24 protein-coding genes and 1 tRNA gene are annotated in these 25,766 nt (G+C 62.1%); 13 read left to right on the top strand and 12 right to left on the bottom strand.

The features are described from left to right. The first annotated feature begins 3 nt into the window (after nucleotides 1–3). Complete coding sequence (locus SJY08_RS20640) at nucleotides 4–246, top strand: sulfurtransferase TusA family protein (RefSeq protein WP_054149887.1); 243 nt, start codon at nucleotides 4–6, stop codon at nucleotides 244–246. Here the strand turns inward: SJY08_RS20640 and SJY08_RS20635 are convergent. Both SJY08_RS20635 and SJY08_RS20630 read right to left on the bottom strand, forming a co-directional pair. Next, nucleotides 243–1,388 (bottom strand): CobW family GTP-binding protein, encoded by a 1,146-nt coding sequence (locus SJY08_RS20635; RefSeq protein WP_377277972.1) that lies wholly within the window; start codon nucleotides 1,386–1,388, stop codon nucleotides 243–245. The two genes, SJY08_RS20640 and SJY08_RS20635, sit on opposite strands and share 4 nt — an antisense overlap. Before the next feature lie 8 nt (nucleotides 1,389–1,396). Then, nucleotides 1,397–2,488, bottom strand: a complete 1,092-nt coding sequence (locus tag SJY08_RS20630) for a D-alanyl-D-alanine carboxypeptidase family protein (protein WP_377277970.1) — start codon at nucleotides 2,486–2,488, stop codon at nucleotides 1,397–1,399. A 187-nt stretch (nucleotides 2,489–2,675) separates the two neighbouring features. Between SJY08_RS20630 and SJY08_RS20625 the strand changes: the two genes are divergently transcribed. The 3 genes from SJY08_RS20625 to SJY08_RS20615 all read left to right on the top strand — a co-directional run bounded on the left by SJY08_RS20625 (nucleotide 2,676) and on the right by SJY08_RS20615 (nucleotide 4,341). Next, a complete protein-coding gene (locus tag SJY08_RS20625; RefSeq protein WP_377277968.1) occupies nucleotides 2,676–3,839 on the top strand; it encodes a M20 aminoacylase family protein in 1,164 nt (387 codons plus the stop codon). A 66-nt stretch (nucleotides 3,840–3,905) separates the two neighbouring features. Then, nucleotides 3,906–3,982: transfer RNA gene (locus SJY08_RS20620), tRNA-Arg, on the top strand. Nucleotides 3,983–4,113: 131 nt separating this feature from the next. Continuing rightward, nucleotides 4,114–4,341, top strand: a complete 228-nt coding sequence (locus SJY08_RS20615; protein WP_069042909.1) for a hypothetical protein — start codon at nucleotides 4,114–4,116, stop codon at nucleotides 4,339–4,341. 21 nt (nucleotides 4,342–4,362) lie between these two features. On the opposite strand, the gene SJY08_RS20610 is transcribed toward SJY08_RS20615, so the two are convergent. From SJY08_RS20610 to SJY08_RS20600, 3 genes are all read right to left on the bottom strand, one after another. Then, nucleotides 4,363–4,551: a hypothetical protein gene (locus tag SJY08_RS20610; protein ID WP_377277966.1), complete on the bottom strand. Its 189-nt coding sequence runs from the start codon at nucleotides 4,549–4,551 to the stop codon at nucleotides 4,363–4,365. Nucleotides 4,552–4,627: 76 nt separating this feature from the next. Continuing rightward, a complete protein-coding gene (locus SJY08_RS20605; RefSeq protein WP_377277964.1) occupies nucleotides 4,628–4,816 on the bottom strand; it encodes a hypothetical protein in 189 nt (62 codons plus the stop codon). 119 nt (nucleotides 4,817–4,935) lie between these two features. After that, the gene (locus SJY08_RS20600; protein ID WP_377277962.1) at nucleotides 4,936–5,268 is read right to left on the bottom strand and encodes a hypothetical protein; all 333 of its coding nucleotides are present in this window, start codon (nucleotides 5,266–5,268) and stop codon (nucleotides 4,936–4,938) included. 156 nt (nucleotides 5,269–5,424) lie between these two features. Between SJY08_RS20600 and SJY08_RS20595 the strand changes: the two genes are divergently transcribed. From SJY08_RS20595 to SJY08_RS20585, 3 genes are all read left to right on the top strand, one after another. Continuing rightward, a complete protein-coding gene (locus tag SJY08_RS20595) occupies nucleotides 5,425–5,688 on the top strand; it encodes a hypothetical protein (protein ID WP_377277960.1) in 264 nt (87 codons plus the stop codon). Between the two features lie 98 nt (nucleotides 5,689–5,786). Further along, the gene (locus SJY08_RS20590) at nucleotides 5,787–6,314 is read left to right on the top strand and encodes a sigma-70 family RNA polymerase sigma factor (protein ID WP_069042905.1); all 528 of its coding nucleotides are present in this window, start codon (nucleotides 5,787–5,789) and stop codon (nucleotides 6,312–6,314) included. Beyond that, nucleotides 6,311–7,408: a DNA topoisomerase IB gene (locus tag SJY08_RS20585; protein WP_377277957.1), complete on the top strand. Its 1,098-nt coding sequence runs from the start codon at nucleotides 6,311–6,313 to the stop codon at nucleotides 7,406–7,408. Before SJY08_RS20590 ends, SJY08_RS20585 begins: the two co-directional genes overlap by 4 nt. A gap of 80 nt (nucleotides 7,409–7,488) precedes the next feature. Here SJY08_RS20585 and SJY08_RS20580 read toward each other — a convergent pair whose 3' ends face one another. Beyond that, the gene (locus SJY08_RS20580) at nucleotides 7,489–7,989 is read right to left on the bottom strand and encodes a ferritin-like domain-containing protein (RefSeq protein WP_377277955.1); all 501 of its coding nucleotides are present in this window, start codon (nucleotides 7,987–7,989) and stop codon (nucleotides 7,489–7,491) included. Between the two features lie 165 nt (nucleotides 7,990–8,154). Here SJY08_RS20580 and SJY08_RS20575 point away from each other — a divergent pair, with 165 nt between their 5' ends. After that, nucleotides 8,155–8,898: a BON domain-containing protein gene (locus SJY08_RS20575; protein WP_377277953.1), complete on the top strand. Its 744-nt coding sequence runs from the start codon at nucleotides 8,155–8,157 to the stop codon at nucleotides 8,896–8,898. A gap of 7 nt (nucleotides 8,899–8,905) precedes the next feature. Here the strand turns inward: SJY08_RS20575 and SJY08_RS20570 are convergent, their stop codons facing one another. Next, the gene (locus tag SJY08_RS20570; RefSeq protein WP_377277951.1) at nucleotides 8,906–10,753 is read right to left on the bottom strand and encodes a heavy metal translocating P-type ATPase; all 1,848 of its coding nucleotides are present in this window, start codon (nucleotides 10,751–10,753) and stop codon (nucleotides 8,906–8,908) included. Between the two features lie 108 nt (nucleotides 10,754–10,861). Between SJY08_RS20570 and dxr the strand changes: the two genes are divergently transcribed. Beyond that, nucleotides 10,862–12,046 (top strand): 1-deoxy-D-xylulose-5-phosphate reductoisomerase, encoded by a 1,185-nt coding sequence (gene dxr, locus SJY08_RS20565; protein ID WP_377278695.1) that lies wholly within the window; start codon nucleotides 10,862–10,864, stop codon nucleotides 12,044–12,046. Nucleotides 12,047–12,236: 190 nt separating this feature from the next. Here dxr and SJY08_RS20560 read toward each other — a convergent pair whose 3' ends face one another. Continuing rightward, the gene (locus SJY08_RS20560; protein ID WP_377277949.1) at nucleotides 12,237–12,551 is read right to left on the bottom strand and encodes a DUF1272 domain-containing protein; all 315 of its coding nucleotides are present in this window, start codon (nucleotides 12,549–12,551) and stop codon (nucleotides 12,237–12,239) included. A 69-nt stretch (nucleotides 12,552–12,620) separates the two neighbouring features. Between SJY08_RS20560 and SJY08_RS20555 the strand changes: the two genes are divergently transcribed. Next, the gene (locus SJY08_RS20555) at nucleotides 12,621–13,610 is read left to right on the top strand and encodes a GlxA family transcriptional regulator (RefSeq protein WP_377277947.1); all 990 of its coding nucleotides are present in this window, start codon (nucleotides 12,621–12,623) and stop codon (nucleotides 13,608–13,610) included. Nucleotides 13,611–13,684: 74 nt separating this feature from the next. Here SJY08_RS20555 and hemA read toward each other — a convergent pair whose 3' ends face one another. The 4 genes from hemA to SJY08_RS20535 form a co-directional block, all read right to left on the bottom strand. Then, nucleotides 13,685–14,899, bottom strand: a complete 1,215-nt coding sequence (gene hemA, locus SJY08_RS20550) for a 5-aminolevulinate synthase (RefSeq protein WP_054149873.1) — start codon at nucleotides 14,897–14,899, stop codon at nucleotides 13,685–13,687. A gap of 221 nt (nucleotides 14,900–15,120) precedes the next feature. Then, entirely contained in the window at nucleotides 15,121–15,921 is an 801-nt protein-coding gene (locus SJY08_RS20545; protein WP_377277944.1) for an FAD binding domain-containing protein, read from the bottom strand. A gap of 14 nt (nucleotides 15,922–15,935) precedes the next feature. Then, nucleotides 15,936–18,302, bottom strand: coding sequence for a xanthine dehydrogenase family protein molybdopterin-binding subunit (locus SJY08_RS20540; protein ID WP_377277942.1), 2,367 nt, complete (start codon nucleotides 18,300–18,302; stop codon nucleotides 15,936–15,938). Between the two features lie 118 nt (nucleotides 18,303–18,420). Next, nucleotides 18,421–18,909: a (2Fe-2S)-binding protein gene (locus SJY08_RS20535; protein WP_054149870.1), complete on the bottom strand. Its 489-nt coding sequence runs from the start codon at nucleotides 18,907–18,909 to the stop codon at nucleotides 18,421–18,423. A 318-nt stretch (nucleotides 18,910–19,227) separates the two neighbouring features. Here SJY08_RS20535 and SJY08_RS20530 point away from each other — a divergent pair, with 318 nt between their 5' ends. The 3 genes from SJY08_RS20530 to SJY08_RS20520 all read left to right on the top strand — a co-directional run bounded on the left by SJY08_RS20530 (nucleotide 19,228) and on the right by SJY08_RS20520 (nucleotide 25,760). Continuing rightward, complete coding sequence (locus SJY08_RS20530) at nucleotides 19,228–19,491, top strand: glycine zipper domain-containing protein (protein WP_054149957.1); 264 nt, start codon at nucleotides 19,228–19,230, stop codon at nucleotides 19,489–19,491. A 147-nt stretch (nucleotides 19,492–19,638) separates the two neighbouring features. Beyond that, nucleotides 19,639–21,573 (top strand): autotransporter assembly complex family protein, encoded by a 1,935-nt coding sequence (locus SJY08_RS20525; RefSeq protein WP_377277939.1) that lies wholly within the window; start codon nucleotides 19,639–19,641, stop codon nucleotides 21,571–21,573. 26 nt (nucleotides 21,574–21,599) lie between these two features. Continuing rightward, nucleotides 21,600–25,760, top strand: coding sequence for a translocation/assembly module TamB domain-containing protein (locus SJY08_RS20520; RefSeq protein ID WP_377277937.1), 4,161 nt, complete (start codon nucleotides 21,600–21,602; stop codon nucleotides 25,758–25,760). The last annotated feature ends 6 nt before the right edge of the window (nucleotides 25,761–25,766 follow it).

The raw sequence follows: 25,766 nt of genomic DNA, 5'->3' as shown, positions 1-25,766 counted from the left end.
GGCATGGCCGAGACGGTGATCTACGACCTGAGGGGGCTGAAATGCCCCCTTCCCGTTTTGAAGACCCGTCGGCGTATGGCCGACATGAAGGCCGGTGACGAACTCGTGGTGGAGACCAGCGATCCGCTCGCCGGCATCGACATTCCGCATTTCTGCAACGAGGACGGCCATGAACTGGTCGCGCAGGAACGGCTCGACGCCGGTCACCGCTTTCACATCCGCAAGGGCGGCGTGACGCTCGGCTAGAACTTGAGGCCGGGAACCGACAGCGGATTGTCCATCATCGCCGCGCGATCCGGGCGGTCGATCGCCACCTTGCCGGTGAAAGCACCGAACAGGTCCCGCACATAACTTTCCGACAAATCCCTGGTGATCAGCACCAGCCGCGTCTTGCGGTCGGACCCTTCAGGCCAGGCCGGCAGGCGCACGGGCGGATGAAAGATCGACTGCACGCCATGCAGCACCAGCGGCTTGTCCGGCCGGTCGGTGAGCGCCACGATCGCCTTCATCCTGAGAAGCTTCTCGCCATGCGTGGAGCGCAGGAGATCGATGAACATGTTGATCGCCATCGGATCGATCGGCTCGTCATGGAGGATGGAATAGGAGCGGATCGAAGTACCGTGTCGGTTCACATCATGATGGTGATGGTGGCCGTGACCATGGGAGTGGCTGTGGTGAGCATGATGATGATCGTGGTGATGGTGATCGCCGGCCGCCGCCATTTCGTCCTTCAGCCAGCGATCGACATCGGCGATCTTGGTTGAGGCATCGTAGAGCCCGTTGATCAGCATGGCGGCAGAGCCCGCATCATCAGCGTCGCCATCGGTGATCGGCGCGCGGGGATTGAGCGAGCGCAGGCGCTGCGTGATGGCAGAGACGGCGGCCTCGTCGGCGAGCGTCTTCTTGGTCAGGATCAGCCGGTCGGCGACCGCGACCTGCTTGTAGGCCTCCGGAAAGGTATCGATGGTCGAGAGGCCATTGACCGCGTCGACGACCGTCACGACACCATCGAGATCGAAATGCTGGGCGATCGACGGATGACCCATGACCGACTGCATCACGGGTGCCGGATCGGCAAGGCCCGTCGTCTCGATGACGACGCGCGACAGCGGCTTCACCTTGCCGGTCTGCATGCCGTCGATCAGTTCCGCCAGCGTATCGACCAGCTCGCCCCGCACCGTGCAGCAAAGGCAACCGTCGGCGAGTTCCACCACCGCGTCGTTCGAGGTCTCGACCAGCAGATGATCGATACCCACTTCGCCGAACTCGTTGATGATGACGGCCGCATCCTTCATCGCCGGGTCCTTGAGCAGGCGGTTGAGAAGCGTCGATTTTCCGGCCCCGAGGAAGCCGGTGAGGATGGAGACGGGAATGCGCGACTGGGTCATTGCGATACTCAGAATGTGGGACGGGGCCTCGGGATCGGCACATTGGCGATCTCGCCCGTGCCGGAGCCCTGTTTTGTCGCTACCGGCTCACTGCCGGGAATGAGGCCGGCAAAGCTCATCGCCGGCGGGCGGCCCATTTCCTGGATGTAAGGAGAGGTCAGCTTCATGCGCCCGGCCTCATCACGACCTTCGCTGCGGATCTGGCGCGCCTTTGGATTGCAGATCTCGGCGCTGATGTCGGTCACCTGATCCTGCCCTTCGCCATAGGGCGCGAGCTGATCCAGCCGGTTGCCGGCCACCGAGGTGGTCAGCCCCTTCTGCAGCAGCTCGGCCGAAAGATCGGCACGCGCACCGAGGCTGTCGGAACCGAGCACCACGGAGATCACGGTGCGTCCATTGCGCGTGGCAGACGAGACCTGGTTGAAGCCGGAGGCGCAGACATAGCCCGTCTTCATGCCGTCAGCGCCTGGGAAACGGCCGACGAGCAGGTTGAAGTTCGGATAGTCCTTCTTGCCGGTCGTCACGCCTTCCAGCGCGAAATAACCCGCATATTCAGGGAATTCACGCCGGATGGTCGTCGCAAGCACGGCCATGTCGCGGGCAGTCGTATACTGCCCCTTGCCCGGCAGACCATTCGGATTGACGAACCGCGTCGACGTCATGCCGAGCCGGGCGGCTTCCTGGTTCATGCGCTGCACGAATGCCGCTTCACTGCCGCTGACCGTCTCGCCGATGGCCACCGCGACGTCGTTGGCAGACTTGATGATCAGAAGCTTCAAGGCACTGTCGAGCGTCAGCTTGGAGCCCGGCCTGAAATACATCTTGCTCGCCGGCTGATCGGCGGCATGTTTGCTCATGACGACCACGGTCTCCGGCGAAAGCTCGCCTGAGCGCATGGAGCGGAAGGTCGTATAGGCTGTCATCAGCTTGGTCAGCGAGGCCGGATACCATTTGCGGAAGGCTTCTTCATGGGCGATGACCCGGCCACTGCCGACATCGACCACCATCATCGGATTGGCGGCAGCCAGACCCGGCAGAACCATCGCCACCAGCGAGACGGCGACCGCCACTCGGCGGACGGATCCGGTTGAAGACAACATGCGGGGACGTTTCGCAAACACGACTTCGATCCTCTTGTTCGGCTGGGCTCTCGTCAACGCATGACGAGATCTTATGTAGGGAAGGAATGGCAAAGCCCATTGAATACGTCAATTGAAAGGCGCACATTCAAGCCGACAATCACGTGATCCCCGCGACCGTGATCAAGAATAAACGCAGGACGAGAGAATGCCGCTTCTGAACCGAGCTTCCGAACTCCAGTCGGAAGCCACCGAATGGCGCCGCCATCTGCATGCCAATCCGGAAATCCTATACGACGTTGAAAACACTGCAGCCTTTGTTGAGGTAAAGCTGCGGGAATTCGGCGTTGACGAGATCGCAACCGGCCTCGGGCGCACGGGCGTCGTCGGCATCATCAAGGGCTCTGGCGGCGAAGGCAGGACCATCGGCCTGCGCGCCGACATGGATGCGCTTCCCCTCGACGAAATCACGGGCAAGCCCTGGGCTTCGACCATTGCAGGCCGCATGCATGCCTGCGGCCATGACGGTCACACCGCCATGTTGCTGGGCGCGGCCAAGTACCTCGCGGAGACCCGCAATTTTTCCGGCAGCGTTGCCGTTGTCTTCCAGCCGGCCGAAGAAGGTGGGCGCGGGGCGCTCGCCATGGTCGAAGACGGAATGATGGAGCGCTTTGGCATCGACGAGATCTACGGCATGCACAACATGCCCGGAAAACCTGTCGGCACCTTCGCCATCCGCAAGGGTGGCATCATGGCGGCTCCGGACAAGTTCCAGCTCAAGCTGACCGGCGTCGGCGGCCATGCTGCCGAACCGCACAACACGGCAGACACGATCGTCATCGGGGCCCAGATCGTCGGCGCCCTTCAGACCATTGCTGCTCGCAACGCCAATCCGCTACGCTCGGTCGTGGTCTCCGTCACCCAGTTTCATGCCGGCACGACCCATAACATCATTCCCGAAGAAGCCTTCATCTCCGGCACAGTACGGTCGCTGGACGAAGGCGTGCGCGATCTGGCGGAGCGGCGCATCGGCGAGATCGCAACCGGCATTGCGGCCGCCCATGGCGCGACCATCGAATACGAATACGAGCGCGCCTGCCCCGTCACCGTCAACCATCCTGCCGAGACGGATTACGCCGCGCGCGCAGCGATCGACGTGGTCGGCCCTGACAATGTCGACACCGAAGTGGATCCGAGCATGGCCGGCGAGGATTTCGCCTTCATGCTCCAGTCGCGCCCCGGCGCCTACATCATGATCGGCAATGGGGAAACGGCGGGCCTGCACAATCCGGCTTACGACTTCAACGACGAGGCAATCGCGGCGGGGATATCCTATTGGGTGCGTCTGGCCGAGCAACGCCTGCCGCGCTGAACACTGAATTTCGACCATGCAAAACCGCTTGGCTTGAAGGCTCTGCTTTTGTATGGAGGAGGAAGTGGTCCCGTAGCTCAGCAGGATAGAGCATCAGATTCCTAATCTGAGGGTCACGCGTTCGAATCGCGTCGGGATCACCATCCTCTCACTGCCCACATCTCGCCATTACGAATCTAGGGTTGCGTTCGTGCCGTTATACGGCATGATGATTTCATGCCACGCCGACGGGTGCTTATTCTTTTTATCGTCGGCCTCGAACGGAGGGAATGCCATGGCACCAAGACCCCCGGGCAAGAGCAATGAAGAAAACGCAATCGTGGAGCGGGCCGTACGGCGATTGTACGAACGTATGCATGCCGACAGGCATGTGCAGGAAAATGCTGAGGCGCTTGTCAGCTATCTTGTGAAGAGCGGCATTCGTGACGAAGACGATCTCGTCGAACTTGCCAGCATTGCGAACGGAAAGCGTTACGACCCGAACAACGGAAGTTTCCTGTAAAGACCAATGCGCCGCCGGTGCCTATCGGCGGCCGCCATAAGGGCCGGTATCGGCCCTTTCATCTTTTTCATACAGTTCTCGCGTGGCCGCATCCTGATTGATGCGCTCGCGGCGGGTAAACCGTCTCTGCCGCATGATGGCATAGAAGACGGCGCCGCCGAGCAGGATCGGCCCAAGCATGACGACAAACAACCATAAATAGTTGATCATGAAATACCCTTTCCTCAAATCTGGGTGCACGTTCAGGATTGCAACCTGTCGCGGAGGGAAAAGGTTCCGAGAGGAATCAGGCAGGTTTCTTTGAGGGTGCGGCCTTCTCGTCGAGGGCCGATTGCAGCTCTTCCGCCAAGGCGATCAGATGCCCCGGGACCGCTTCCCGGCGCGTCTCGTGCATCAGCAGGTCCAGCTTGTCGCGTACGATTCCGCCCGTCCTGTCGCGTCGCGTCTCCGGAGACGAGGTTTTCTGTTCTTCCATGTGGACCTCCGACTTGACGGCATTGCTGGCATGTTGAATTCGACTTGTCCTTGATGCGTCTTTTACGCCATCCGGACCATCTCGGATCAGTCATCTTTTGCAGACATCAACTGCCGCGGTCAGTGTACGCCCCGGTCCGCTTCGGGAAAGGCTTCGATCAGCTTCTGGCGATCCTTGTATTCAAGCGGCTCGGCCTGAAGGATCACACTGATGCTTTCGGATACGTCGAGCCGGCCGTCGTGTTCAAGCTCGGCCTGCTCCCCCGATGCAAACACCAGTGTTGCGCGTGTCTCGAAGCCCTGCCGCAGCAGCCAGTCGCGCGGCGCCTGTATCTCGACCTTGGCGCTATAGCCTTCTCCGCGGCGTTCGACCGCCACGTGGTAGGTGATGGGCGAGACGCGATCGCCGATCAGCAACTGTCCCTGGCCGTCGACATTCTGCACATGTGTCATGTTTCTCACTCTCGCTTGCGGATCTCTCGCAAAAGAGAACATCCGGAGACGCTCTCTGTTCCGTCGGAAAAAGCGGCCCAGACGCGGGAACCACTGGCTGACAGAGGCGTTCAATCAACGGGTCAAGGGGAGGAATGAGAACGAGCGAGACACACCATGAGCAGTGCGCGTCAAACGACGGACCATGACGAGATACGCCGCTGGATCGAGGAGCGGAATGGCATGCCAACGCGCGTCAAGGACAGCGGCGACGGCGGCATTCTGAGGGTGGATTTCGGCAAGCCGGAGCAGGCGCTGGAGAAGATTGAGTGGGAGGAATTCTTTCAGATTTTTGAAAAGAACGACCTCGCCTTTCTCCACCAGGACAAAACCGCCGACGGCGAACTGAGCCGCTTCAGCAAGTTTGTAAGCCGTAGCTGACATGGTCGCCGGCCTGGCTGACCACTCACAATTTCGGGAACCAAGGTAAATGACGCGCGTTTCTGCGTCGTTCTGCCTGGTACCACAGACATCGGAGGATGGCGATCTTGACGACCCGTAGAGCCGAGCTTGCCGCACAGTCTGAAGTGGTCGAGTTGATACCGGCATTGCGCGCCTTTGCGCGGACCTTTTGCAACAAGCCTGAAGAGGCGGATGATCTCGTCCAGGAGACGCTGACCAAGGCGCTAGCTAACCTCGACAAATTCGAGCCTGGAACACGCCTGAAGTCCTGGCTCTTCACCATCATGCGCAACACTTTCTGCACGCGCTTCAAGAAGAGCAGCCGCGAGACCGTTGGCTTGCCCGAGGGTATAGCCTCGCGACTGACCAGCGAGGCGAGCCAGGAGTGGACCGTGCAGGCCGACGAGGTCCGCAGGGCTCTGAACCGATTGCCCGAACATCACCGGGAAATGCTGGTCCTCATCGTCATGCTCGGCGAACGCTACGAAGATGCAGCCGAAATCTGTGGCTGTGCCGTGGGCACGGTCAAGAGCCGCCTGAGCCGCGCGCGCCAGCAATTGCGCCGTGAACTCGGTGAAACCGGGACGGACAGTCCCGTCGGATGAGCAAGACCGACAGCGGGGATGCAGACGCGAGTGCGGGACCTCCGCCTTCGACGGACGATGTGCCTGAGCTGACCGAGATCGGTCTGGTCTACGGCACCGATGCGGAGCCCGGCATCAGTCGCCGACGCCGCGGCAAGGGCTTTTCCTATCACCTTCCAGACGGCACCGTCATCGCTGATCAGCCCCTCCTCACACGCATCCGCAGGCTCGCGCTGCCGCCAGCCTATGAACGCGTCTGGATCAGCCTCGACCCGCGCAGTCACCTGCAGGCGACGGGCTACGATGCCAGGGGGCGCAAGCAGTATCGCTACCATGTTGACTGGGCCACATGGCGCAGCGAGCGGAAGTTTGACGATCTCATCGGCTTCGGTGAGGCTCTGCCGACCATCCGGCGGAGGATCGCCCGCGACATCGCCGAACACGCCGATTCAAGTTATTTCCTGCTCTCAGCCCTGATCAGCCTGCTTGACGTGACCTACATGCGCGTCGGCAACCGCGCTTATGCGCAGGAAAACAAGACCTATGGCGCAACCACGCTTCAGAAGCGCCATCTGACCTTCGAGCCGGATGGCATCCGGCTGAGCTTCATCGCCAAGGGCGGCAAGCGGGTGCGCCGAAAGCTTCGTCATCCGAAACTGCAGAAGATCCTCGAAGAGATTGCCGATCTGCCCGGGCGCGATCTTTTTTCCTGGCGGGATCAGGAGGGGCAGTTGCATCGCATCGATTCGGGCCGGCTCAACACCTACCTCACGGAGATCACCAGCAGACGGCTCTCGGCCAAGACCTTCCGCACCTGGGGCGGATCTGTCGCCGCATTCGCCGAAGCCTGGAAGCACATCGATGCGTCGGAACGACCGACGATACGACAAATGTGTGAGATCGCCTCCGACCGCCTGCACAACACGCCGACGATCTGCCGCTCGAGCTATGTGCATCCGGCGATCCTCAACCTCGCCGACAAGAACACGGACCTGGATCAAGTCCGCGAACTCATCCAGGCAGCGCCGGCCCGCGCCCTGCTCCGTGCCGACGAAAACAGGCTCATGACCTTTCTCCAGGCTCATTATGCCTGGAAGGACGAAGACAAAGACTGAGTGCGTCCCGGCAGGACAAAAGCACGGAAAAAGGGGCCGGACAGATCCGACCCCTTCCTTGAATTGGCAAGCAACTGCTATCAGGCCACCTTCTTCTGGGCTGCGGCATTGACCGCCTTTTCGGCAAGCTTGGTCAGCGCTTCGTCGGTCTTGGATTCTTCCGCCAGCGTCTCGTCGAGCAGCTTGACCGCATCCTTGTAGCCGAGCTGCTGAGCCCAGGCGCGCAGCGTGCCATAGCGGCTGATTTCGTAGTGCTCGACTGCCTGGGCGGCGGCAAGCAGGCCGGCGTCGAGGGCGGGCGAGCCCTTGAACTCTTCCATGATCTCCTCACCCTCTTCGACGATGCCGTCAATGGCGGGGCAGGTCTTGGCGCGCGGACGCTTGCCGATGATCTCGAACACCTGCTGCAGGCGCTCGACCTGGCCTTCGGTTTCTTCCTTGTGCTGCAGGAAGGCAGCCTTCAGCTTCTCGTCCTGAGCGCCACGCGCCATTTTCGGCAGTGCCTTCAGGATCTTCCGTTCGGCGTAGTAGATATCCTTGAGGGTCTCGTGGAACAGGTCTTCGAGTGTCTTGGTAGCCATTGTCGGTATCTCCTCGATTATCGGTTGTGGTGAGAAAAGAACCGGCCGGATGGCGCTTTGTTCCTGACTTGTTTTTGCCGCGCCGACGGGAACGATCAAGAGCTCCGCAGGGTTAGTTTTGCAGGTGGCGCAGGACGCCACCCTCCAGACCCGAAGGAGGAAACAATGGTCAATCGCAACGACAACTGGGATGCCGGAGACGGCCGAAACCGCAACACGCGCCGCAGCCCGACCGGTAACTACGGCCCCGGCGACAGCGGCTTCGTCCGCGGCTATGGCGACGACCGACCGGACGCTGATCGCTACGACGCCATGCGCCAGCGCGACCACGGCATGGACGGCGGTGACAGAGCCAGCGGGTCGCGTTATCCCCGCACGGGGCGCTCCGACTGGACGACGGATGATCTGGGCTACTACGGCGACCTGAGCGACCGTGGATACGGAGACGACGAACGCCGCTATGCCCGGGGTGCCGGACGAGGCTCCCACCCGTCCGACAAACCATCCTATCGCGGTGGTTATGGCCGCAGCAGTCGCGACCATGATGACGATCGTGGCTTTGTCGACCGTGCCAGCGACGAGGTTGCATCCTGGTTCGGCGACGAGGAGGCCGCCCGGAGTCGCGAGATGGACAACCACCGCGGCAAGGGCCCCAAGGGCTATCGCCGCTCGGATGCCCGCATTCTCGAGGACACCAACGACCGTTTGGCCGACGACCCCGCCGTCGATGCCTCCGATATCGAGGTGACGGTGAAGGACGCCGAGGTGACCCTATCCGGTCATGTGACGGATCGCTGGGAAAAGCGCCGCGCCGAAGACTGCGCCGATCGCGTCAGCGGCGTCACCCATGTGCAGAACAATCTGCGTGTGCGGATTTCTGGCGAAGGCAGCGTCATGACGCAGGCCTAAGGTGCGGCTAACCCCGAAGGGCGCGCAAGGCGTTGAGGATGACGGCAACATCGATGACCTCCTGCAGCAGCGCACCCTGAACGGGCGACAGATAACCGAAGGCGGCAAAGACCATAGCGCTGAAAGAGAGCAGCAGCCCGGCAATCGCACTTTGCCGGGCAATGTTGCGGGAACGTCTGGCGATCCCGCAGGCAAGCGGCAACCGAGAAAGATCGTCCGCCAGCAACACGACATCCGCCGCTTCCGACGAAGCCGCCGAACCCCGCGCACCGATCGCCACGCCGACATCGGCAAGCGCCAGCGCCGGGGCATCATTGACCCCGTCTCCCACCATCATCACCACGCCACCGGCGCGTTCCCTGCGAATGAGATCGACCTTGCCTTCAGGCGTGAGATCCCCGGCGACAGCATCAAGGCTGAGACTGGCCGAGGCCTTTTCCGCCACATCGCTGCGGTCCCCGGAGGCCATGACGATCCGACTGATACCACCGGCCCGAAAGGCGGAGATTGCTGCCCCGGCATCCGCACGCAACGGATCGGAGAGGAGAATGAGGCCGGCTGCCCGACCATCAATGCCGACGGCAACCACCGCCGTGCCGCCTTCGATGCCGCCTCTGGCGAAATCCTCGCCGGCAAGCAGCTGCGAGCGGACATAGCCGCTGCCACCGAGCACCACCTTGACACCTCCGACCAAGCCGGACAGCCCCCGCCCCGCCTCTTCGATGACGCCCTGTGGCAGGGTCAGGCCGAGACCTCGCGCGGTGGCGGCGCGTACAAGCGCTTCTGCCGCGACATGGCCGGAGGCCTGATCGAGAGAGGCAGCCAGCGCCAGCACCTGATCAGACGTGAAGCCCGGTTGCGGCCGGACCTCGGACACTTCGGGTCGTGCGGATGTCACGGTCCCCGTCTTGTCGACAACGACGGTGGTCACCGCAGCCAGCGCCTCGAGCGCGCCGGCCGTCTTGACCAGCACGCCAAGCGACGCAGCCCGCGACATGCCGGCGATGACGGCAACCGGCACGGCAAGGATCAGCGGACAGGGGGTGGCGACGACGAGCACGGCAAGCGCCCGCGTTGCCTCTCCGCTCCACCACCAGGCGCCACCGGCGAGCAGAAGCGTGATGCCGAGGAAGACGAGGGCATAACGATCCGCAAGCCGCGCCATCGGCGCCCGGCTGGCCTGCGCCTGTTCGACGAGGCGGACGATACCGGCATAGGTGCTTGCTTTGGATTCGCGCAGCACCAGAAGATCGAAGGCGTCGCCAAGCACCGTGCAGCCGCTCGGCACTTCATGGCCCATCTGGATGGGGACGGGCAGCGATTCGCCAGTGAGCGCCGAAAGATCGAGGACAGCAGTCGCGGCAAGCAGGCGCCCGTCGACCGGCACGACCTCACCCTTGCGCACGAGTATGCGGTCCTGCGGTTTGAGCGCTTCGATCGGCACGCTTTCGAGCGCATCGCCACGATAGAGCATGGCCGTACGCGAGACACGACCGAGCAGCGCCGTCATGTCGCGTCGGGCGCGGCCCTCGGCGAAGCTTTCGAGCAATTGGCCGCCGGCATACATGACAGCGACGATGGCCGCGGCAAGGTTCTCTCCGAGCGCGAGGCCAACACCGATCGAAAGCGCAGCGATGGCATCGACGCCCATCCGGCCGTTGAGAAGCGCCCGCAGGATATCGATGACGAGGACGATGAAGACGGAACCAGCACCGACCAGCCAGACCTGACGCGCAAGCTCGGGATAATCCGTCAACGCAAGAATGCCGCCGCCGGTAAGACAGAGAAAGGCAAGCGCCGCGAGCAGGACCGGCAGGCTCTCACGCAAACGTGTCGACTGCAAAATGTCCGGCATTCTCATATTCCCAAGCGGGCTGGCGAGGGGTCGGGATCGACCTCTCTTGCTGGTCTTCCCTTTCCCTTGTAGAGCCTTCTAAGCATGAAGCAATCGGACGTAAGCAGCATGATCGACAATGCCCGGCCCCGGCGCCTTTCAGTCCTCGGCTCGACCGGCTCGATTGGCGTCAACACGCTCGACGTGATCGAACAGCTCGGCGGTCGCGACAGCTTCGAGGTGATGGCGCTGACCGGCAACGGCAATCTCGATCTGCTGGCCGAACAGGCGCGCCGCACGGGGGCAAAGCTGGCCGTCACCGCCGACGAAAGCCAGTATAGGACGTTGAAGGACCTGCTGGCGGGCACCGGCACGGATGTCGCAGCCGGCGCAAGCGGACTGGAAGAGGCTGCCGACATGGAAGCCGGCTGGGTCATGGCAGCCATCGTCGGCACCGCCGGCCTCGCGCCGACCCTGAAGGCTGCCGCCCGCGGCGCCGATATCGCACTTGCCAACAAGGAATGCCTCGTCTCTGCCGGCCACCTTTTCGTCGATGCTGTGAGACATGGCGGTGGACGGCTGATCCCTGTTGACAGCGAACATTCGGCGATCTTCCAGTGTCTGGAAGCCGACCAGCGCCACGCACTCGAGCGCATCGTGTTGACGGCTTCGGGCGGCCCCTTCCGCACCCATAGCCGGGAGCAGATGGCCAATGTCACCGTGCAGACGGCGCGCACCCATCCCAACTGGTCGATGGGCCTGAAGATATCTGTCGGCAGCGCCTCGATGTTCAACAAGGCGCTGGAGATGATCGAGGCAAAGCACCTCTTCGATGTCCGCCCCGACCAGATCGAGGTTGTCGTGCATCCCCAGTCGATCATCCATTCGATGGTGGGTTACACCGACGGCTCCGTCATCGCCCAGCTTGGCGTGCCGGATATGCGCACCGCCATCGGCTATGCGCTCACCTATCCGAAGCGCCCGGCACTGAATGTCGACCGGCTCGATTTTGCCAAGCTTTCAAGGCTCGATTTCGAGGCGCCGGACGAGAACCGTTTCCCGGCGCTGCGGCTTGCGCGCACGGCGCTCACGCGTGGCGGCCTGCAGGGCGCGATCCTCAACGCCGCCGAAGAAACCGCCTTCAACGCCTTCGTCGAGGACAAGATCCGCTTCCTCGACATGGCCGACGTGGTCGAGACGGTGATGGATGCGATGGTCGAGGGCGTGCCTGCGGATACGATCGCCGACGTCTATGCGGCGGATCACGAGGCGCGGCGCAAGGCGGCTGAGGTTGTCGAAAGGCGCGCGGCCTGACCTGAAACGACTGACACAAACACAAAAGGCCCGCGTTACCGCCTAACCCGTGCGTTGAAGGTGGAGTACTGGCTAACCCGAAACTCGGGTTTTTTGCATCTGACTGTTGTGGCGGACCTCTGCTCAGAACTCAGTGACCCAGTTTTTGCTTCAGAAATCAGGATTTCCGGCACACCGTGAGCCGGCGACCTCAACGATCCGCTGGCGGCAAGTCTTTGATGCGTTCGACATGTGCCTTTATGTCGTCGAGCGTGAAGGGGGTATAACGACGGGTTGTGGTTGCTGGATGATAGCGCAGCCCTAATCGCTTTTCAGGGCGCCACGCATTGGCGGGTCGGATCGGACGTGCTGCGAACCCACCGCCGCAGGTCGGGCAGACGTTTTGCAGGATGGATTCCACACAGTCCACGCAGTAGGTGCATTCATAGGTGCAAATGCGAGCATCGGCGGAATCCGGGGGCAAGTCACGGTCGCAGAGTTCGCAGTTGGGGCGCAATTCCAGCAAAGGGGCCTCCTTCAACAACAATGTCAGCCCATATTGCTACATCGGACCGATTTTGGCAGAAATGACAATATGCCCTCGTTTTCCGCCAAACACCTTCCGTCCCAGCGCCATGTCGCCATTGTGCTGTTCGACCGCACCAAGCTGATAGACGTCACCGGACCTCTGCAGGTTTTCAACGATGCCCGGTTGCCCTCCGGCGAAAAAGCCTACCGGGTATCGCTCATTTCGGAAGCGGGCGGCCCCGTTGTGACGGATACGGGCTTTGCGCTGGAAACCCAGCCGTTTGAGACATGCCGGGCAAGCCCACCGGATACGGTGATCGTATCCGGTGGTGACAGTGCCATCCTTGCCGCCCGATCAACCGCGCTGCTGTCGTTCCTTGGTGAGATGAAGGGGCAATGCCGCCGCCTCGCCTCGGTATGTCTCGGCGCGTTCGTGCTTGCGCATGGCGGTCATCTGGACGGACGGCGCGCGACGACCCATTGGGAAAACTGCGCGCAACTCCGAGAGGAATTTCCACAAATCGACGTGCACAGTGACGCCATTTTTGAAGAGGACCGCGGGATCTGGACCTCGGCCGGCGTCACTGCAGGTATAGACATGGCGCTGGCGATGATCGAGCAAGACTTGAATCGTTCAGAAGCACTACGACTGGCTCAGTCTCTTGTTCTCCATGTCAGGCGAACAGGAGGGCAGCATCAGTTCAGTGCAGCTCTCACAAGGCAGATGCAGAGCAAAGGCGGGGAGTTTGACGACCTCATTGCCAAGATGCTTGCGCACCTGTCATCCGACTTGTCTGTGCCCCGTCTGGCCGCGATGGCACGGATGAGCGAGAGAAGCTTTGCCCGCAAGTTCACGGCTACGATGGGCACCGCCCCGGCTCGTTTCGTGGAAGATCTGCGGGTTGATGCAGCTTGCGAAGCCCTCCAAAGGGGAGAAGCCCGACTATCGGAACTGCCTTTTCTTTTCGGCTTCGGGAACGCGGAACGAATGCGCCGGGCTTTTCACAGAAACAAGGGGATTGCTCCCTCAGACTATCGAATCCGCTTTGGCAAATAGGTTTGGATTTCGATATCTCGGTTACGGGCCGCGTCACCGCAGCCCGTTTTACACTTCTGAAGGTTTTAGCCCGATCAAGCCACCGCGCGTGCCAGCGCGCAACGCGACCAGAGCTGGTGAAGCGAACCGACCAGATGTTCGAGATCGGCATCGGAATGCAGAGGCGTAGGGGTGATGCGCAGCCGCTCGGTCTTTTTCGGGACCGTTGGATAGTTGATCGGCTGCACGTAGATGGAACAGTTATCGAGCAGCAGGTCGGAGATCCACTTGCACTTGGCGGCATCGCCGACCATGACCGGAACGATATGGCTCGGGTTCGGCATATGCGGAATGCCGGCCTTGTCGAGCATGGCACGCAGACGACGTACGCGCTCCTGATGGGCGAAGCGCTCCACCTGGCTAGTCTTCAGATGGCGGATCGAGGCGACAGCGCCGGCAGCGAGCGCCGGCGGAAGCGCCGTCGTGAAGATGAAGCCCGAAGCGAACGAACGGACGAAATCACAAAGAGCGGTCGAGGCAGCGATATAGCCACCCATGACACCGAAGGCCTTGCCAAGCGTGCCTTCGATGATCGTCAGACGATCCATCAGGCCCTCGCGTTCAGCAATACCGCCGCCATGGGCGCCGTACATGCCGACCGCATGGACTTCATCGAGATAGGTCATCGCGCCATACTTGTCGGCGAGATCGCAGATTTCCTTGATCGGCGCGATATCACCATCCATCGAGTAGACGGATTCGAAGGCAATCATCTTCGGCGCCTTGGGATCGGCAGCGGCAAGCTTGGCTTCCAGATCCTTGACGTCGTTGTGCTTCCAGATGACGCGCTCAGCCTTGGAGTGGCGAATGCCTTCGATCATCGAGGCATGGTTGAGGGCGTCGGAGAAGATGATGAGACCCGGGATCTTGGCGCCGAGCGTGCCGAGCGCTGCCCAGTTCGAGACGTAACCCGAAGTGAAGATCAGCGCCGATTCCTTGCCGTGCAGATCAGCGAGTTCGCGCTCAAGCAGGACATGGTAATGATTGGTGCCGGAAATGTTGCGGGTGCCGCCGGCACCGGCGCCACAGTCGTCGATCGCCTGCTTCATGGCATCGATGACAAGCTGATTCTGGCCCATACCGAGATAGTCGTTGGAACACCAGACGGTGACTTCCTGGGTGCCGTTTTCGGTGTAGCGGGTCGCGCGCGGGAAGTTGCCGCGCTGGCGTTCCAAATCAGCGAAGACGCGGTATCGGCCTTCCTCGTGAAGCCCCGCGAGCTGATCCTTGAAAAACGCCTCGAAATCCATGCCTGTCACTCCAGTCTTTCAGCCTCTTTTGGGTCCGTCCGCGGTTCCGGTCAACCCTGCTTGTGTATATTCATTCTAAACTGCGACAAAAGGCGCGAATTTCAGAACTTTCTCACGTAAATCCTAATGGATTGCAGCTGGCGAAACTTGATCTGCGTCAAGCCGCAGAGAAAAAGGACGACCGAGGCCGTCCTTTTCCGTTTTTGATGAGACGCCAGGCATCAAGATGCCTGGACGGCGCGCTTGGCCATGACCCGGATGAGGTTTGCCCGGTATTCGGCCGTGCAATGCAGGTCCGACATCAGCTCCGACGAATCGATCTCGACACCTGCGACAGCCTCCGGTGACCAATTGGCCGAGAGTGCGGCTTCAAGTCCGGCATGGCGGAAGACGCCTGACGATCCGGCACCGGTCACGGCGACCCGAACGCCCCCTGCACCTTTCGACACGAAGACACCGGTCATCGCATAACGCGAGGCCGGGTTGGCGAACTTCGCATAGCCTGCCTTTTCCGGAGCGTCGAAACGGATCGCCGTGATGATCTCGTCTTCGGCAAGCGCTGTTTCGAACAGGCCGACGAAGAAGTCGTCTGCCGCGATCTCGCGCGTGTTGGTGACAACGGTCGCCCCGAGGCCGAGCACGGCCGACGGATAGTCGGCAGCCGGATCGTCATTGGCGACAGAGCCGCCGATCGTGCCCATGTGGCGCACATGGGGGTCACCGATCATCGAGGCCAGATGACAAATCGCCGGGCAGACTGCGCGGATGGCCGCCGAAGAGGCGACCTCCGCATGGGTGACGGCAGCGCCGATGGTGACGCGGCGACCGTCCACCTTGATTCCCTTGAGGGTGTCGATATGCCTGAGATCGACAAGGTCCGACGGCTGGGCGAGACGCTGCTTGAGCGCCGCGATCAGCGTCTGCCCGCCGGCGATAAACTTGCCGTCTTCGGCACCGGAAAGAAGTTTTCCGGCATCCTCGATCGACGAGGCGCGGTGATAGCTGGTGGAATAGAGCTGCATGGTTCTCTCCTTCCTTATTCGGCAGCTTGGCGGGTCGCATTGGTCTGGAGCGCGCTCCAGACGGCAAGCGGCGTCGCCGGCATGTTGAGATCGTTATTGCCGATCGCGTCGGTGATCGCGTTGATCAGTGCCGGCGGAGACCCGATGGCACCGGCCTCGCCGCAGCCCTTGATCCCAAGCGGATTGCCCGGGCAAGGCGTGTTCTGGTGCGAAACATTGAAGGACGGCAGGTCGTCGGCGCGCGGCATGGCATAATCCATGTAGCTCGCGGTCAGAAGCTGCCCGGTCTGCGGATCGTAATGCACGCTTTCCAGCAGCGCCTGGCCAATGCCCTGCGCGATACCGCCATGCACCTGTCCCTCGACGATCATCGGGTTGATGATATTGCCGAAGTCGTCGGCGGCAACGAACTGGACGATCTCGGTCTTGCCGGTTTCCGGATCGACCTCGACCTCGGCAATGTAGCAGCCGGCCGGGAAGGTGAAGTTGGAGGGATCGTAGAAGGCGCCCTCCTTCAGACCGGGCTCCATGCCCGACGGCAGGTTGTGGGCGGTATAGGCGGCGAGCGCCACCTGGAACCACGGCACCGACTTGTCCGTGCCGGCGACCTTGAGCTCGCCATTGTCGATGACGATATCGCTCTCGTCAGCTTCCATCAGATGCGCCGCGATCTTCTTGGCTTTCGCCTCGACCTTGTCGAGCGCCTTGACGATGGCCGACATGCCGACGGCACCGGAACGGGAACCATAGGTGCCCATGCCCATCTGCACCTTGTCAGTGTCACCATGCACGATCGAGACATTGTCGATCGGCAGGCCGAAGCGTTCGGAGACAAGCTGGGCGAAGGTGGTCTCGTGACCCTGGCCGTGGCTGTGCGAGCCGGTGAGCACTTCGACCGTGCCGACCGCATTGACGCGGACTTCGGCGGATTCCCAGAGACCCACGCCTGCCCCGAGCGAGCCGACCGCCGCCGACGGCGCAATGCCGCAGGCCTCGATGTAGCAGCTCATGCCGATGCCGCGCAGCTTGCCACGCCCTGCGGCTTCGGCCTTGCGAGCGGGGAAACCGTTCCAATCGGCTGCAGACATCGCCGCCTCCAGCGAGGCGTCGTAGTCACCGGCGTCGTAGCACATGATCACAGGCGTCTGGTACGGGAAGGTGCGCACGAAGTTCTTGCGGCGCAGTTCTGCCGGCGAGATGCCGAGTTCGCGGGCTGCCGTTTCGACGGTACGTTCGAGGAGATAAGTCGCCTCTGGGCGACCGGCACCACGATAGGCATCGACCGGCACAGTATTGGTATAGACGGTGCGGACATTGGCGTGGATCGCCGGGATCGCATACTGGCCCGAGAGCAGCGTCGCGTAGAGATAAGTCGGCACCGAGGACGAGAAGAGCGACATATAGGCGCCGAGATTGGCGATCGTGTCGACCTTCAACCCGATGATGTTGTGGTCCTTGTCGAAGGCCATCTTCACCTTGGAGACGTGGTCACGGCCATGGGCGTCGGTGAGGAAGGCCTCGGTGCGGTCGGAGGTCCACTTGACCGGTACGCCGGTCTTTTTCGAGGCCCAGAGACAGACGACCTCTTCCGGATAGATGTAGATCTTCGAGCCGAAGCCACCGCCGACGTCAGGTGCGATCACACGCAGCTTGTGCTCGGGCGCCACATTGTAGAAGGCGCTCATCACGAGACGCGCGACATGCGGGTTCTGCGAGGTCGTGTAGCAGGTGAAGTGATCTTCCGCCGTGTCGTAGATGCCGAGCGTCGCGCGCGGCTCCATCGGGTTCGGCGAGAGGCGGTTGTTGAAGATGTCGATTTCCGTGACATGAGCGGCACTGGCGATCGCGGCATCGGCCGCAGCGCTGTCACCGATCTCCCAGTCGAAGATCAGGTTGCCAGGGGCTTCCGGATGCAGCTGCGGCGCGCCGGACTTCAGAGCGTCGACCGCACCGGTCACGACCGGCAGTTCTTCATACTCGACCGAAACGACCTCCGAGGCATCACGGGCCTCGCCGATGCTGTCGGCCACGACGATCGCGACCGCGTCACCGACATAGCGAACGGTTTCATGTGCCAGTGGACGCCAGGCGCCCATCTTCATCGGCGTGCCGTCCTTCGAATGGATCATCCAGCCACAGATCAGGTTGCCGATACCGTCGGCGAGCAGCTGCTTGCCGTCGAGCACGTCGATGACACCGGGCATGGCCTTGGCGGCGGCGACATCGATCGACTTGATCTTGGCATGTGCATAAGGCGAACGGACGAAATAGGCATATTTCATGCCTGGGACGACCATGTCGTCGGTATACCGGCCCTTGCCGGTCAGGAAACGTTTGTCTTCCTTGCGCGCCACACGCGCGCCGATTCCTTCAACACCCATTGTCTTCTCCTCCAGAAGTGAGCGAATAGCGAATGGCGAATAGAGTACGGAGTGCGTTCAGTTAGCGTCGCGGCGCGACGCTCTCTTCGCTACTCACTGTTCCCTACTCGCTTGGACGTCACTCGGCGGCCTGACGGCCGGCGGTCATCGCTTCGTTGGCCGAGAGCACGGCCTTGACGATGTTGTGGTAGCCCGTGCAGCGACAGATATTGCCTTCGAGCTCATGGCGGACGGTGGCCTCGTCGAGCGCGCCATTGTGACGACAGATCATGTCCAACGCCGTCATCACCATGCCCGGCGTACAGAAGCCGCATTGCAGACCGTGATGCTCCTTGAAGGCAGCCTGCACCGGATGCAGCTCGCCACCGGAAGAAAGGCCCTCGATCGTGGTGATCGAGGATCCCGACGCCTGGACGGCCAGGATCGAACAGCTCTTGATCGACTTGCCGTCCATGTGAACGACGCAGGTGCCGCATTGCGTGGTATCGCAGCCCACATGCGTTCCCGTCAGACCAAGTTTTTCGCGAATGAAATGCACGAGCAGGGTGCGATCCTCGCACTCTCCGCTCACTGTCCGGCCATTCACCGTCAGTGTCACTTTAGCCATGTTCTTCCTCCTCGTGTCTCTCCCGGACACGGGGAGCATGGTGTGAGTTTTATGTGACATGTGCAACTGTCCAGAAGGTCGCAAACGAAAAATTCTGTGCCGCATTGCAGCATTAAACCGACTGTAAATCCTGGGTTCATCTTCGGTGTCTCATGTAATGGAACCACCCGCGAGGGTGTGAGCCACGACCATGGACTTTCCAAGAGTTGGGGCTATGCTGATGAAAGCCTGAAGCCGCGTGGGGAGTGCTCGAGCGGCGGGGCAAAGTGTCAAAACAAGACCGGATCGACCGGACGCGTGGAACTTGGAGAGATGAAGATGAAGAAAGCTCTTGTGCTGATGCTGGTCGGCCTTTCGGTCGCAGGCTGCAGCCAGACGGAACGAGGTGCCGGCATCGGCGCTGCCTCTGGCGCCATCATCGGTGGCATTGCCACGGGCAACGTCCGGGGTGCCGCTGTCGGTGCGGCCATCGGCGGCGTTGCAGGTGCCGTTATCGGTCGCGTCTCGGAACAGCCGGGCCAGTGCTACTACCGCGACCGCTACGGCAACCGTTACATCGACGCCTGCCCGCGCAGCTACTGACGGATTTGCCGCAAACGAGACAGGGCGGGAAGCAACACTTCCCGCCTTTTTTCATGAGTGCTTAAAAAGGGGGTATGCTATGAGGCGCATTTCCGCCTAAGTTGTCCGCCGGGTGGGGAGTGCCTGACGGATCGCGATGAAAGCGACATGCCGAGACCGAGTGGATGGACATTGCCGAAATTTAGTCATGCGTTCCGGCTCGGGCTGTTACTGACCGTCGCGAGCCCCCTGTCCGTCGGCATAACCTCGCAAGCCTACGCTTTCGAGCTATTTGGAATACGTCTATTCGGCAGCGACGAAGCCGACCGCGACATCATCGATCCCGTCGATTTCAGCATTGCCCTTGACACCGGGGACGCCGATCGCGCCCTGAAGAAATCTCTGGAACGTACATCGTTGCTGATTGCTGACGAAGATCAACCGGTATCCGGCGATCTTGGCCTGGTCATCAAGGCACGTGACGATCGTGATCGCCTTATTGCGACACTCTATGAAAACGCGCTCTATGGCGGCATTGTCACCGTGACGATCGACGGTCGCGACATCGACAGTCTGCCGCCGAACCCGGTCTTCGACCGCTCACGCCCCGTCCCGGTCGCCATCTCCGTGCAGCCCGGTCCGACATTTGAACTCGGCGATATCAGCCTCGAGGGAGATGCGGCGCGTCTCGACCCGGAAGAATTCGATCTTGCCCCGGACGGCAATGCGGGCTCGCTGGTGATCCTGCGCGCAGCGGAACAGATGGCCGAGCGCCTCAAGGAGCAAGGCAGGCCACTGACCAACGTGACCCGCCGTCAAGTCGTCGCCGACCACGAGACCAACACTGTCGATGTGACCATCGCCGTTGAAGCAGGCCCCGTCGCGCCGCTCGGCGCCGTCACCGTCAAGGGCGCTCGGGCAGTCGATTCGGACTTCATCGCCTACTACTCGCGGCTGAGGCCGGGCCAGACCTATTCGCCCGAGCAGCTGCGAAAGGCAGGCGAGAGACTGCGCACACTCGGCGTCTTCTCCTCGGTCACCGTCAACGAAGCGGACGGGCTGGACCCGAGCGGATCCCTGCCGATCGGCATCACCGTCTCCGAAGGCAAACACCGCTACTTCGGCGTCGGCGCGAGTTACTCTTCGCTCGATGGCGGCGGCATCGAAGGCTATTGGGGCCACCGCAATCTGTTCGGCCAGGCGGAATCGCTCAGGATCGAAGGCGCGGTGCGTGGACTTGGAGAATTGAAGGACGTCAGCGACGTCACCTCGCTCGACTACACGGCCGGCATCACCTTCATCAAGCCGGGCGCCTTCGTCCCCTCGGGAACGCTCGAGGCGAGCATCAAGGGCAGCACGCTCGAAACCGATTACTATGATGCCGCAACGGTGACGGGCAAGGTATCCTATGCCTATGAACTGACCGACACCGACATCGTCAATGCCGGTATATCCTTGGCTTATGACAGCATCGACGACGCCTTCGGCGATGGTAATGAATACCTGACCTTCGGCGTACCGCTCGGCTACATCAGGGACACGCGGGACAACCGGCTGAACGCCACCGAGGGCCATTACGGCACCATCTCGCTGACACCGAGCTACGATTTCTTCGGCCAGACCTTCTTCACTTCGCTCGAGGGCTCGATTTCGACCTATCTCGGCTTCGGCGAGGAGGAGCGCTTCGTACTTGCCGGTCGCCTGAACGCGGGCACGCTGGTTGGCGGTGGCGATCTCTCCGCAATCCCCGCGACCCGACGCTTCTTCGCCGGCGGTGGTGGCTCGGTGCGCGGTTATTCCTTCCAGGAGATCACGCCGCGGACAGCGTCTGACGAGGGCACTGGCGGCCGATCCTATGTGACGGCCAATCTCGAAGCCCGTATCGGTGTGACCGACATGATCGGCATCGTGCCCTTTCTCGACATCGGCACGGTCACCGACACCACAGTGCCCGATTTCTCGGATATCAAGATGGGCGCAGGGGTCGGCCTGCGCTACATGACCCCCTTCGGGCCTTTGCGGCTCGATGTAGCGGTTCCCCTGGACCCGAATGATGGCGGCAGCCGTTATGCAATCTATGCCGGCATCGGCCAGAGCTTCTGACCGGGCAAGACAGGACGATAGTGAACATGATCTGGTTGAAGCGCATCCTGACCTGGACGATTCGCCTGCTGGGCGGCCTGTTGGCCGCGCTGATCGCGCTCTTTGTGGTGGTCATTCTCGTCGGCGGCTTCTCGCGCACGGGAAGCCAGTTTCTCGCCGACCAGATTGCCAGGCTCATCTCGACCGACAATCAGCAGATCACTTTGACCGGCACCGGACCACTGCTCAGCAGCCAGTTTTCCGTCGATCAGATTACGGTGGCGGACAGTCAGGGCATCTATGCGACCATAGATGATCTTTCGCTCGACTGGACGCCGCGCGATCTCATCCGCAAGCGTTTCACGGCCGAACGCATCACGGCACGACAGGTGACTGTCGAGCGCGCACCGCTTCCGTCCGCAGAGACGCCACAAACGGAAGAGCCGTTCTCGTTGCCGGTCGAGATAGATGTCGCCTCGATCGACCTCCCCTCGATTGAAATCGGGGCGGCCCTCGCAGAGCGCGATCTTGACCTTTCGGCACTGGGGTCGCTGACGATCGTCGGCGAAACCATCGCAAGCCGACTGACCGCAACACGGCTGGACGATCCCGGCAATAGTGCCGTGGTCGACCTGCTCTATGCACCGAACGACAACCAGTTGCGCATCAACCTGGACTATCAGGAGCCGGCGGCAGGTCTTCTCGGCGAAAGGCTGCAGCTGCCCGGTCTCCCGGCGCTGGCGATCAAGGTGGACGGCGACGGACCGCTCGATGACTGGGCAGGCGAAGTCATGGCGTCGCTCGACGGCGAACGCACGATTACAGTCGACGTCAGCCACAAACTCGCCGAGGACGGAACGCGAGTGCTGACCGCAAATGGCGGCGGCTTTTTTGCCGGGCTCGTTCCACCCGAACTGCGAGACGTTCTGGCCGGGGAAACGGCGATCGATGTCGCGGCCCGACTGGGTGCGGACGGATCAGTAGCCATAGAGCGCGGCCAGTTCGCGACGGCTTCGGCCGAAGTCGAGGCCGCCGGTCTCTACGATCCGAACGGTCAGAACGATCTCAGGCTGACGGCACGTGCGACCGGGGAACCCGTCAGCATCACCTCGCAGTCACCGGATTTTACCGGCGGTATGAAGCTCCGGAGCCTCGATCTTGCCGTGACGGGACAGGCACCAGCCGCAAGCCTGTCGCTGCGCGCCGATCTCGCCGAAATCACCGTTCCCCAGGGCAGCTTATCGGATCTGACGCTCTCAGCCAGCAGTGACAACTTCGACCTGGCAAACCGTGTAGGACCGGTCAACCTTCAGGCATCGGTCCAGAGAACTGACATCCGCGACGAGTCCATCCGCCCTTATGTCCGGGGCCCGCTGACACTGACCGCGCCGCTAAGCGTGACGTCAGAAACGATCGCCTTCGAGCGACTGGTATTCGACAGCGCTGGTCTCGATCTGCAAGGTTCCGGCGAATACACGCTGGCGAGCAACGGATTCTCCGGGCGTCTCGCCGTTCGGGCCGAAGCCGACATGCTGCCCCCCGCGCTCTCAAGCCGACTCAACGGTCCGGTTGATCTGTCCGCCCGCGTCGATTTCGTCGCCCCGCGCGCGGTGGCGCTACGGGAGATCGTCCTGGCGAGCGACATTGCCCAGGCCGAAGGCTCCCTCTCCTTCGATCAGGACGGCATGATCGCGACCGACCTGACCGGCCAGCTGCGCGACATTGGACTTTTCGTCGAACGACTGGAAGCGCCTGCCTCTTTCAACCTGTCGGCATCCGGCCCACTCGACGCGATCGAGGCATCCGTCACCCTTGTGGTCGAGGAGGGTCAAGCCGCCGGTTATCGTATTGACGATCTGACGCTCCAGCTCGACGGCGTGGCAAACCGTGAGGCGCCCTCCGCCAACCTCATGGCAAGCGGCCAGATCGATGGGAAGCCGGTCGATGCGAAGGCGCAGGTCGTCAGTGCCGATGGCGTGACGCGGGTCGACGCACTCGATCTGGCCATTGGTCCGAACCGGCTGACCGGCGCGCTCGATCTCGGCCCGGACATGCTGCCAAGCGGCGACATTGCATTCGACTTTCCGGATCTGAGCCTGCTTGCCGCACTTGCCGGCCAGACCGTCGCGGGCGATCTCAAGGGAGAGGTGACGCTCGCCTCTCGCGAGGGCAGGCTCGCGGCTGACGTTCAGGCTTCCGGCGCGGCAATCCGGCAAGGTGCGCTGACGATTGCGGAGCCGACCATCGATCTTCGGCTGTCCGACGTGATGGCCCTTGCGGCCGAGGGCACGGTGCGCGCCGCGAGTATTGCATCCGGCGCCAACCGCCTGGATACGGTGACACTAGCCTTCACGCGATCGGGCACCGACACGGATTTCGACATCACCGGACGTTATGACAATGCCCCTGTGCTCCTCCGGGGCGCGCTGAACCAGGGAGATGCAGGCCTCGCTGTCGCGATCGAAGAACTGAGCGCTGCACCGCGTGGCATTGCGCTCGCGTTGGCATCCCCCACCTCGGTTCGCGTCGCGGACGGGCAGGTCTCGATCGCCGAGACCGTCATTTCCGCAGGTTCAGGCCGGATTGCACTGTCTGGAACCGTGGGTGAAAGGCTGGATCTCGCAGCCGACATCACAGCCCTTCCCGCCTCGCTCGCAGCAGCGCTTGCACCCGACATCGCGCCGGAAGGCACGATTTCCGGCACGATCACGGTGCGTGGCACGGCAGCGGCGCCCGTTGCGGATTATCGCCTCGACTGGCAGAACGCGGCAATCGCCCAGACGCGGGGCGCTGGGGTGCCTCCGCTCGGCATCACGGCAAACGGCCGGTTCGAAAACCAGAACCTGACCCTGGACAGCCGCATCAATGGCGCTGGCATCGGCCTCACGGCGGACGGCACGGTCTCGTTGCAGAACGGTCCTGGCCTCGATATCCAGGTCCAGGGTGATGTCCCCTTGTCCGCGGCCAACGGCCAGCTGGCCGCCCAGGGTTTCGTCGCCGAGGGCAATGCCAGCGTCAACCTGACGATCGGGGGAACCGGCGCACAGCCGAACATCACTGGCACCGTGTCCACCAGCGGCGCCCGTATCGTCGACGTGAGACGCAACCTCGCGATTGAACAGATTGCAACGACCGTGAACCTCACCGGGACGCGCGCCGAAATCGGGAGCCTCACCGGAAACCTCGCGACCGGCGGACGGATATCGGCAAGCGGTTTCATCGACATCGCAAATCCGGGGCTGCCGGCAGACCTGACGATCAACCTGGACCAGGCCGTCTATGTCGATGGCAATACGGTGACCAGCACGGCGGATGGCCGGCTCACGCTCACGGGGCAATTGCTGAACGGCCCGACACTCGCCGGCGCGATCAACCTTTCACGCACGTCGATCACCCTCTCCGAGAGCCGCCCTGCCAGCCTCGAGGCGTTGGATATAGAACACCGCCATGCACCGCCGGCAATCTTGCGGCAGCAACCTGATCAGACGCCGGCGGAGGGCCGCTCTGCAAGCGCCCCCATCGCACTCGACCTCACCATTTCCTCGCCGTCCCAGACCTTCATCCGGGGTCGCGGTATCGACGCGGAACTCGGCGGAACAATCAACCTGACCGGCAGCGCTGCCGCCCCGGTGGTCTCGGGCGCGTTCGAACTCAGGCGCGGTCGCATGCAGATCCTGACCAAGCGGCTGGACATCACCCGCGCCACCATCACCTTTGGCGGCGATCTCGTGCCATTGCTCGATCTGGAAGCAACAACCACATCCGGCAACGCCACGATCGTCATCCTGCTGACTGGGCTGGCCAGCAATCCGCAAGTGACCTTCAGCTCCACCCCTGCCCTGCCCCAGGACGAAATTCTGGCCCAGTTGATCTTCGGCCAGTCCCTGTCGCGCCTGTCGCCGCTGCAGATCGCCCAGCTTGCCGATGCGGCTGCGCAGTTGGCCGGCGGACAGGGCACCTCGCTCTTCCAGTCGCTGCGCAACACGCTCGGCATCGATGATCTCGACATCTCTACTGATGAGACCGGGGGCACCAGCATCAGTGCCGGCAAGTACCTGAACGACCGGACCTATATCGAGCTGGAACAGGGCGGCACCGGCGGCGCCAAGGCGACGATCAACCTGGATATCGGCCGGGGATTGAAGCTGAAGGGTGAAGCCGGCGGATCGGGAGCCGGCGGCGGCATCTTCTATGAAAAGGAATACTGAGCCGGT

Origin of the sequence: Rhizobium sp. R86522 (assembly GCF_042466255.1) — a bacterium.
In the GTDB taxonomy this organism is placed as follows: domain Bacteria; phylum Pseudomonadota; class Alphaproteobacteria; order Rhizobiales; family Rhizobiaceae; genus Allorhizobium.
Note: the sequence above shows the minus strand (reverse complement) of the source record. Positions and strands in the feature narration are given on the sequence as shown.

What these genes read in the sequence shown, in the direction of transcription:
- SJY08_RS20585 (WP_377277957.1), top strand. Translation starts at nt 6,311, where the DNA reads ATGAGCAAGACCGACAGCGGGGATGCAGACGCGAGTGCGGGACCTCCG.
- SJY08_RS20575 (WP_377277953.1), top strand. Translation starts at nt 8,155, where the DNA reads ATGGTCAATCGCAACGACAACTGGGATGCCGGAGACGGCCGAAACCGC.
- SJY08_RS20570 (WP_377277951.1), bottom strand. Translation starts at nt 10,753, where the DNA reads ATGCCGGACATTTTGCAGTCGACACGTTTGCGTGAGAGCCTGCCGGTC.
- SJY08_RS20595 (WP_377277960.1), top strand. Translation starts at nt 5,425, where the DNA reads ATGAGCAGTGCGCGTCAAACGACGGACCATGACGAGATACGCCGCTGG.
- SJY08_RS20520 (WP_377277937.1), top strand. Translation starts at nt 21,600, where the DNA reads ATGATCTGGTTGAAGCGCATCCTGACCTGGACGATTCGCCTGCTGGGC.
- SJY08_RS20605 (WP_377277964.1), bottom strand. Translation starts at nt 4,816, where the DNA reads ATGGAAGAACAGAAAACCTCGTCTCCGGAGACGCGACGCGACAGGACG.
- SJY08_RS20540 (WP_377277942.1), bottom strand. Translation starts at nt 18,302, where the DNA reads ATGGGTGTTGAAGGAATCGGCGCGCGTGTGGCGCGCAAGGAAGACAAA.
- SJY08_RS20555 (WP_377277947.1), top strand. Translation starts at nt 12,621, where the DNA reads ATGCCCTCGTTTTCCGCCAAACACCTTCCGTCCCAGCGCCATGTCGCC.
- SJY08_RS20535 (WP_054149870.1), bottom strand. Translation starts at nt 18,909, where the DNA reads ATGGCTAAAGTGACACTGACGGTGAATGGCCGGACAGTGAGCGGAGAG.
- SJY08_RS20580 (WP_377277955.1), bottom strand. Translation starts at nt 7,989, where the DNA reads ATGGCTACCAAGACACTCGAAGACCTGTTCCACGAGACCCTCAAGGAT.
- SJY08_RS20590 (WP_069042905.1), top strand. Translation starts at nt 5,787, where the DNA reads ATGGCGATCTTGACGACCCGTAGAGCCGAGCTTGCCGCACAGTCTGAA.
- dxr (WP_377278695.1), top strand. Translation starts at nt 10,862, where the DNA reads ATGATCGACAATGCCCGGCCCCGGCGCCTTTCAGTCCTCGGCTCGACC.
- SJY08_RS20610 (WP_377277966.1), bottom strand. Translation starts at nt 4,551, where the DNA reads ATGATCAACTATTTATGGTTGTTTGTCGTCATGCTTGGGCCGATCCTG.
- SJY08_RS20630 (WP_377277970.1), bottom strand. Translation starts at nt 2,488, where the DNA reads ATGTTGTCTTCAACCGGATCCGTCCGCCGAGTGGCGGTCGCCGTCTCG.
- SJY08_RS20625 (WP_377277968.1), top strand. Translation starts at nt 2,676, where the DNA reads ATGCCGCTTCTGAACCGAGCTTCCGAACTCCAGTCGGAAGCCACCGAA.
- hemA (WP_054149873.1), bottom strand. Translation starts at nt 14,899, where the DNA reads ATGGATTTCGAGGCGTTTTTCAAGGATCAGCTCGCGGGGCTTCACGAG.
- SJY08_RS20545 (WP_377277944.1), bottom strand. Translation starts at nt 15,921, where the DNA reads ATGCAGCTCTATTCCACCAGCTATCACCGCGCCTCGTCGATCGAGGAT.
- SJY08_RS20640 (WP_054149887.1), top strand. Translation starts at nt 4, where the DNA reads ATGGCCGAGACGGTGATCTACGACCTGAGGGGGCTGAAATGCCCCCTT.
- SJY08_RS20525 (WP_377277939.1), top strand. Translation starts at nt 19,639, where the DNA reads ATGCCGAGACCGAGTGGATGGACATTGCCGAAATTTAGTCATGCGTTC.
- SJY08_RS20600 (WP_377277962.1), bottom strand. Translation starts at nt 5,268, where the DNA reads ATGACACATGTGCAGAATGTCGACGGCCAGGGACAGTTGCTGATCGGC.
- SJY08_RS20530 (WP_054149957.1), top strand. Translation starts at nt 19,228, where the DNA reads ATGAAGAAAGCTCTTGTGCTGATGCTGGTCGGCCTTTCGGTCGCAGGC.
- SJY08_RS20615 (WP_069042909.1), top strand. Translation starts at nt 4,114, where the DNA reads ATGGCACCAAGACCCCCGGGCAAGAGCAATGAAGAAAACGCAATCGTG.
- SJY08_RS20635 (WP_377277972.1), bottom strand. Translation starts at nt 1,388, where the DNA reads ATGACCCAGTCGCGCATTCCCGTCTCCATCCTCACCGGCTTCCTCGGG.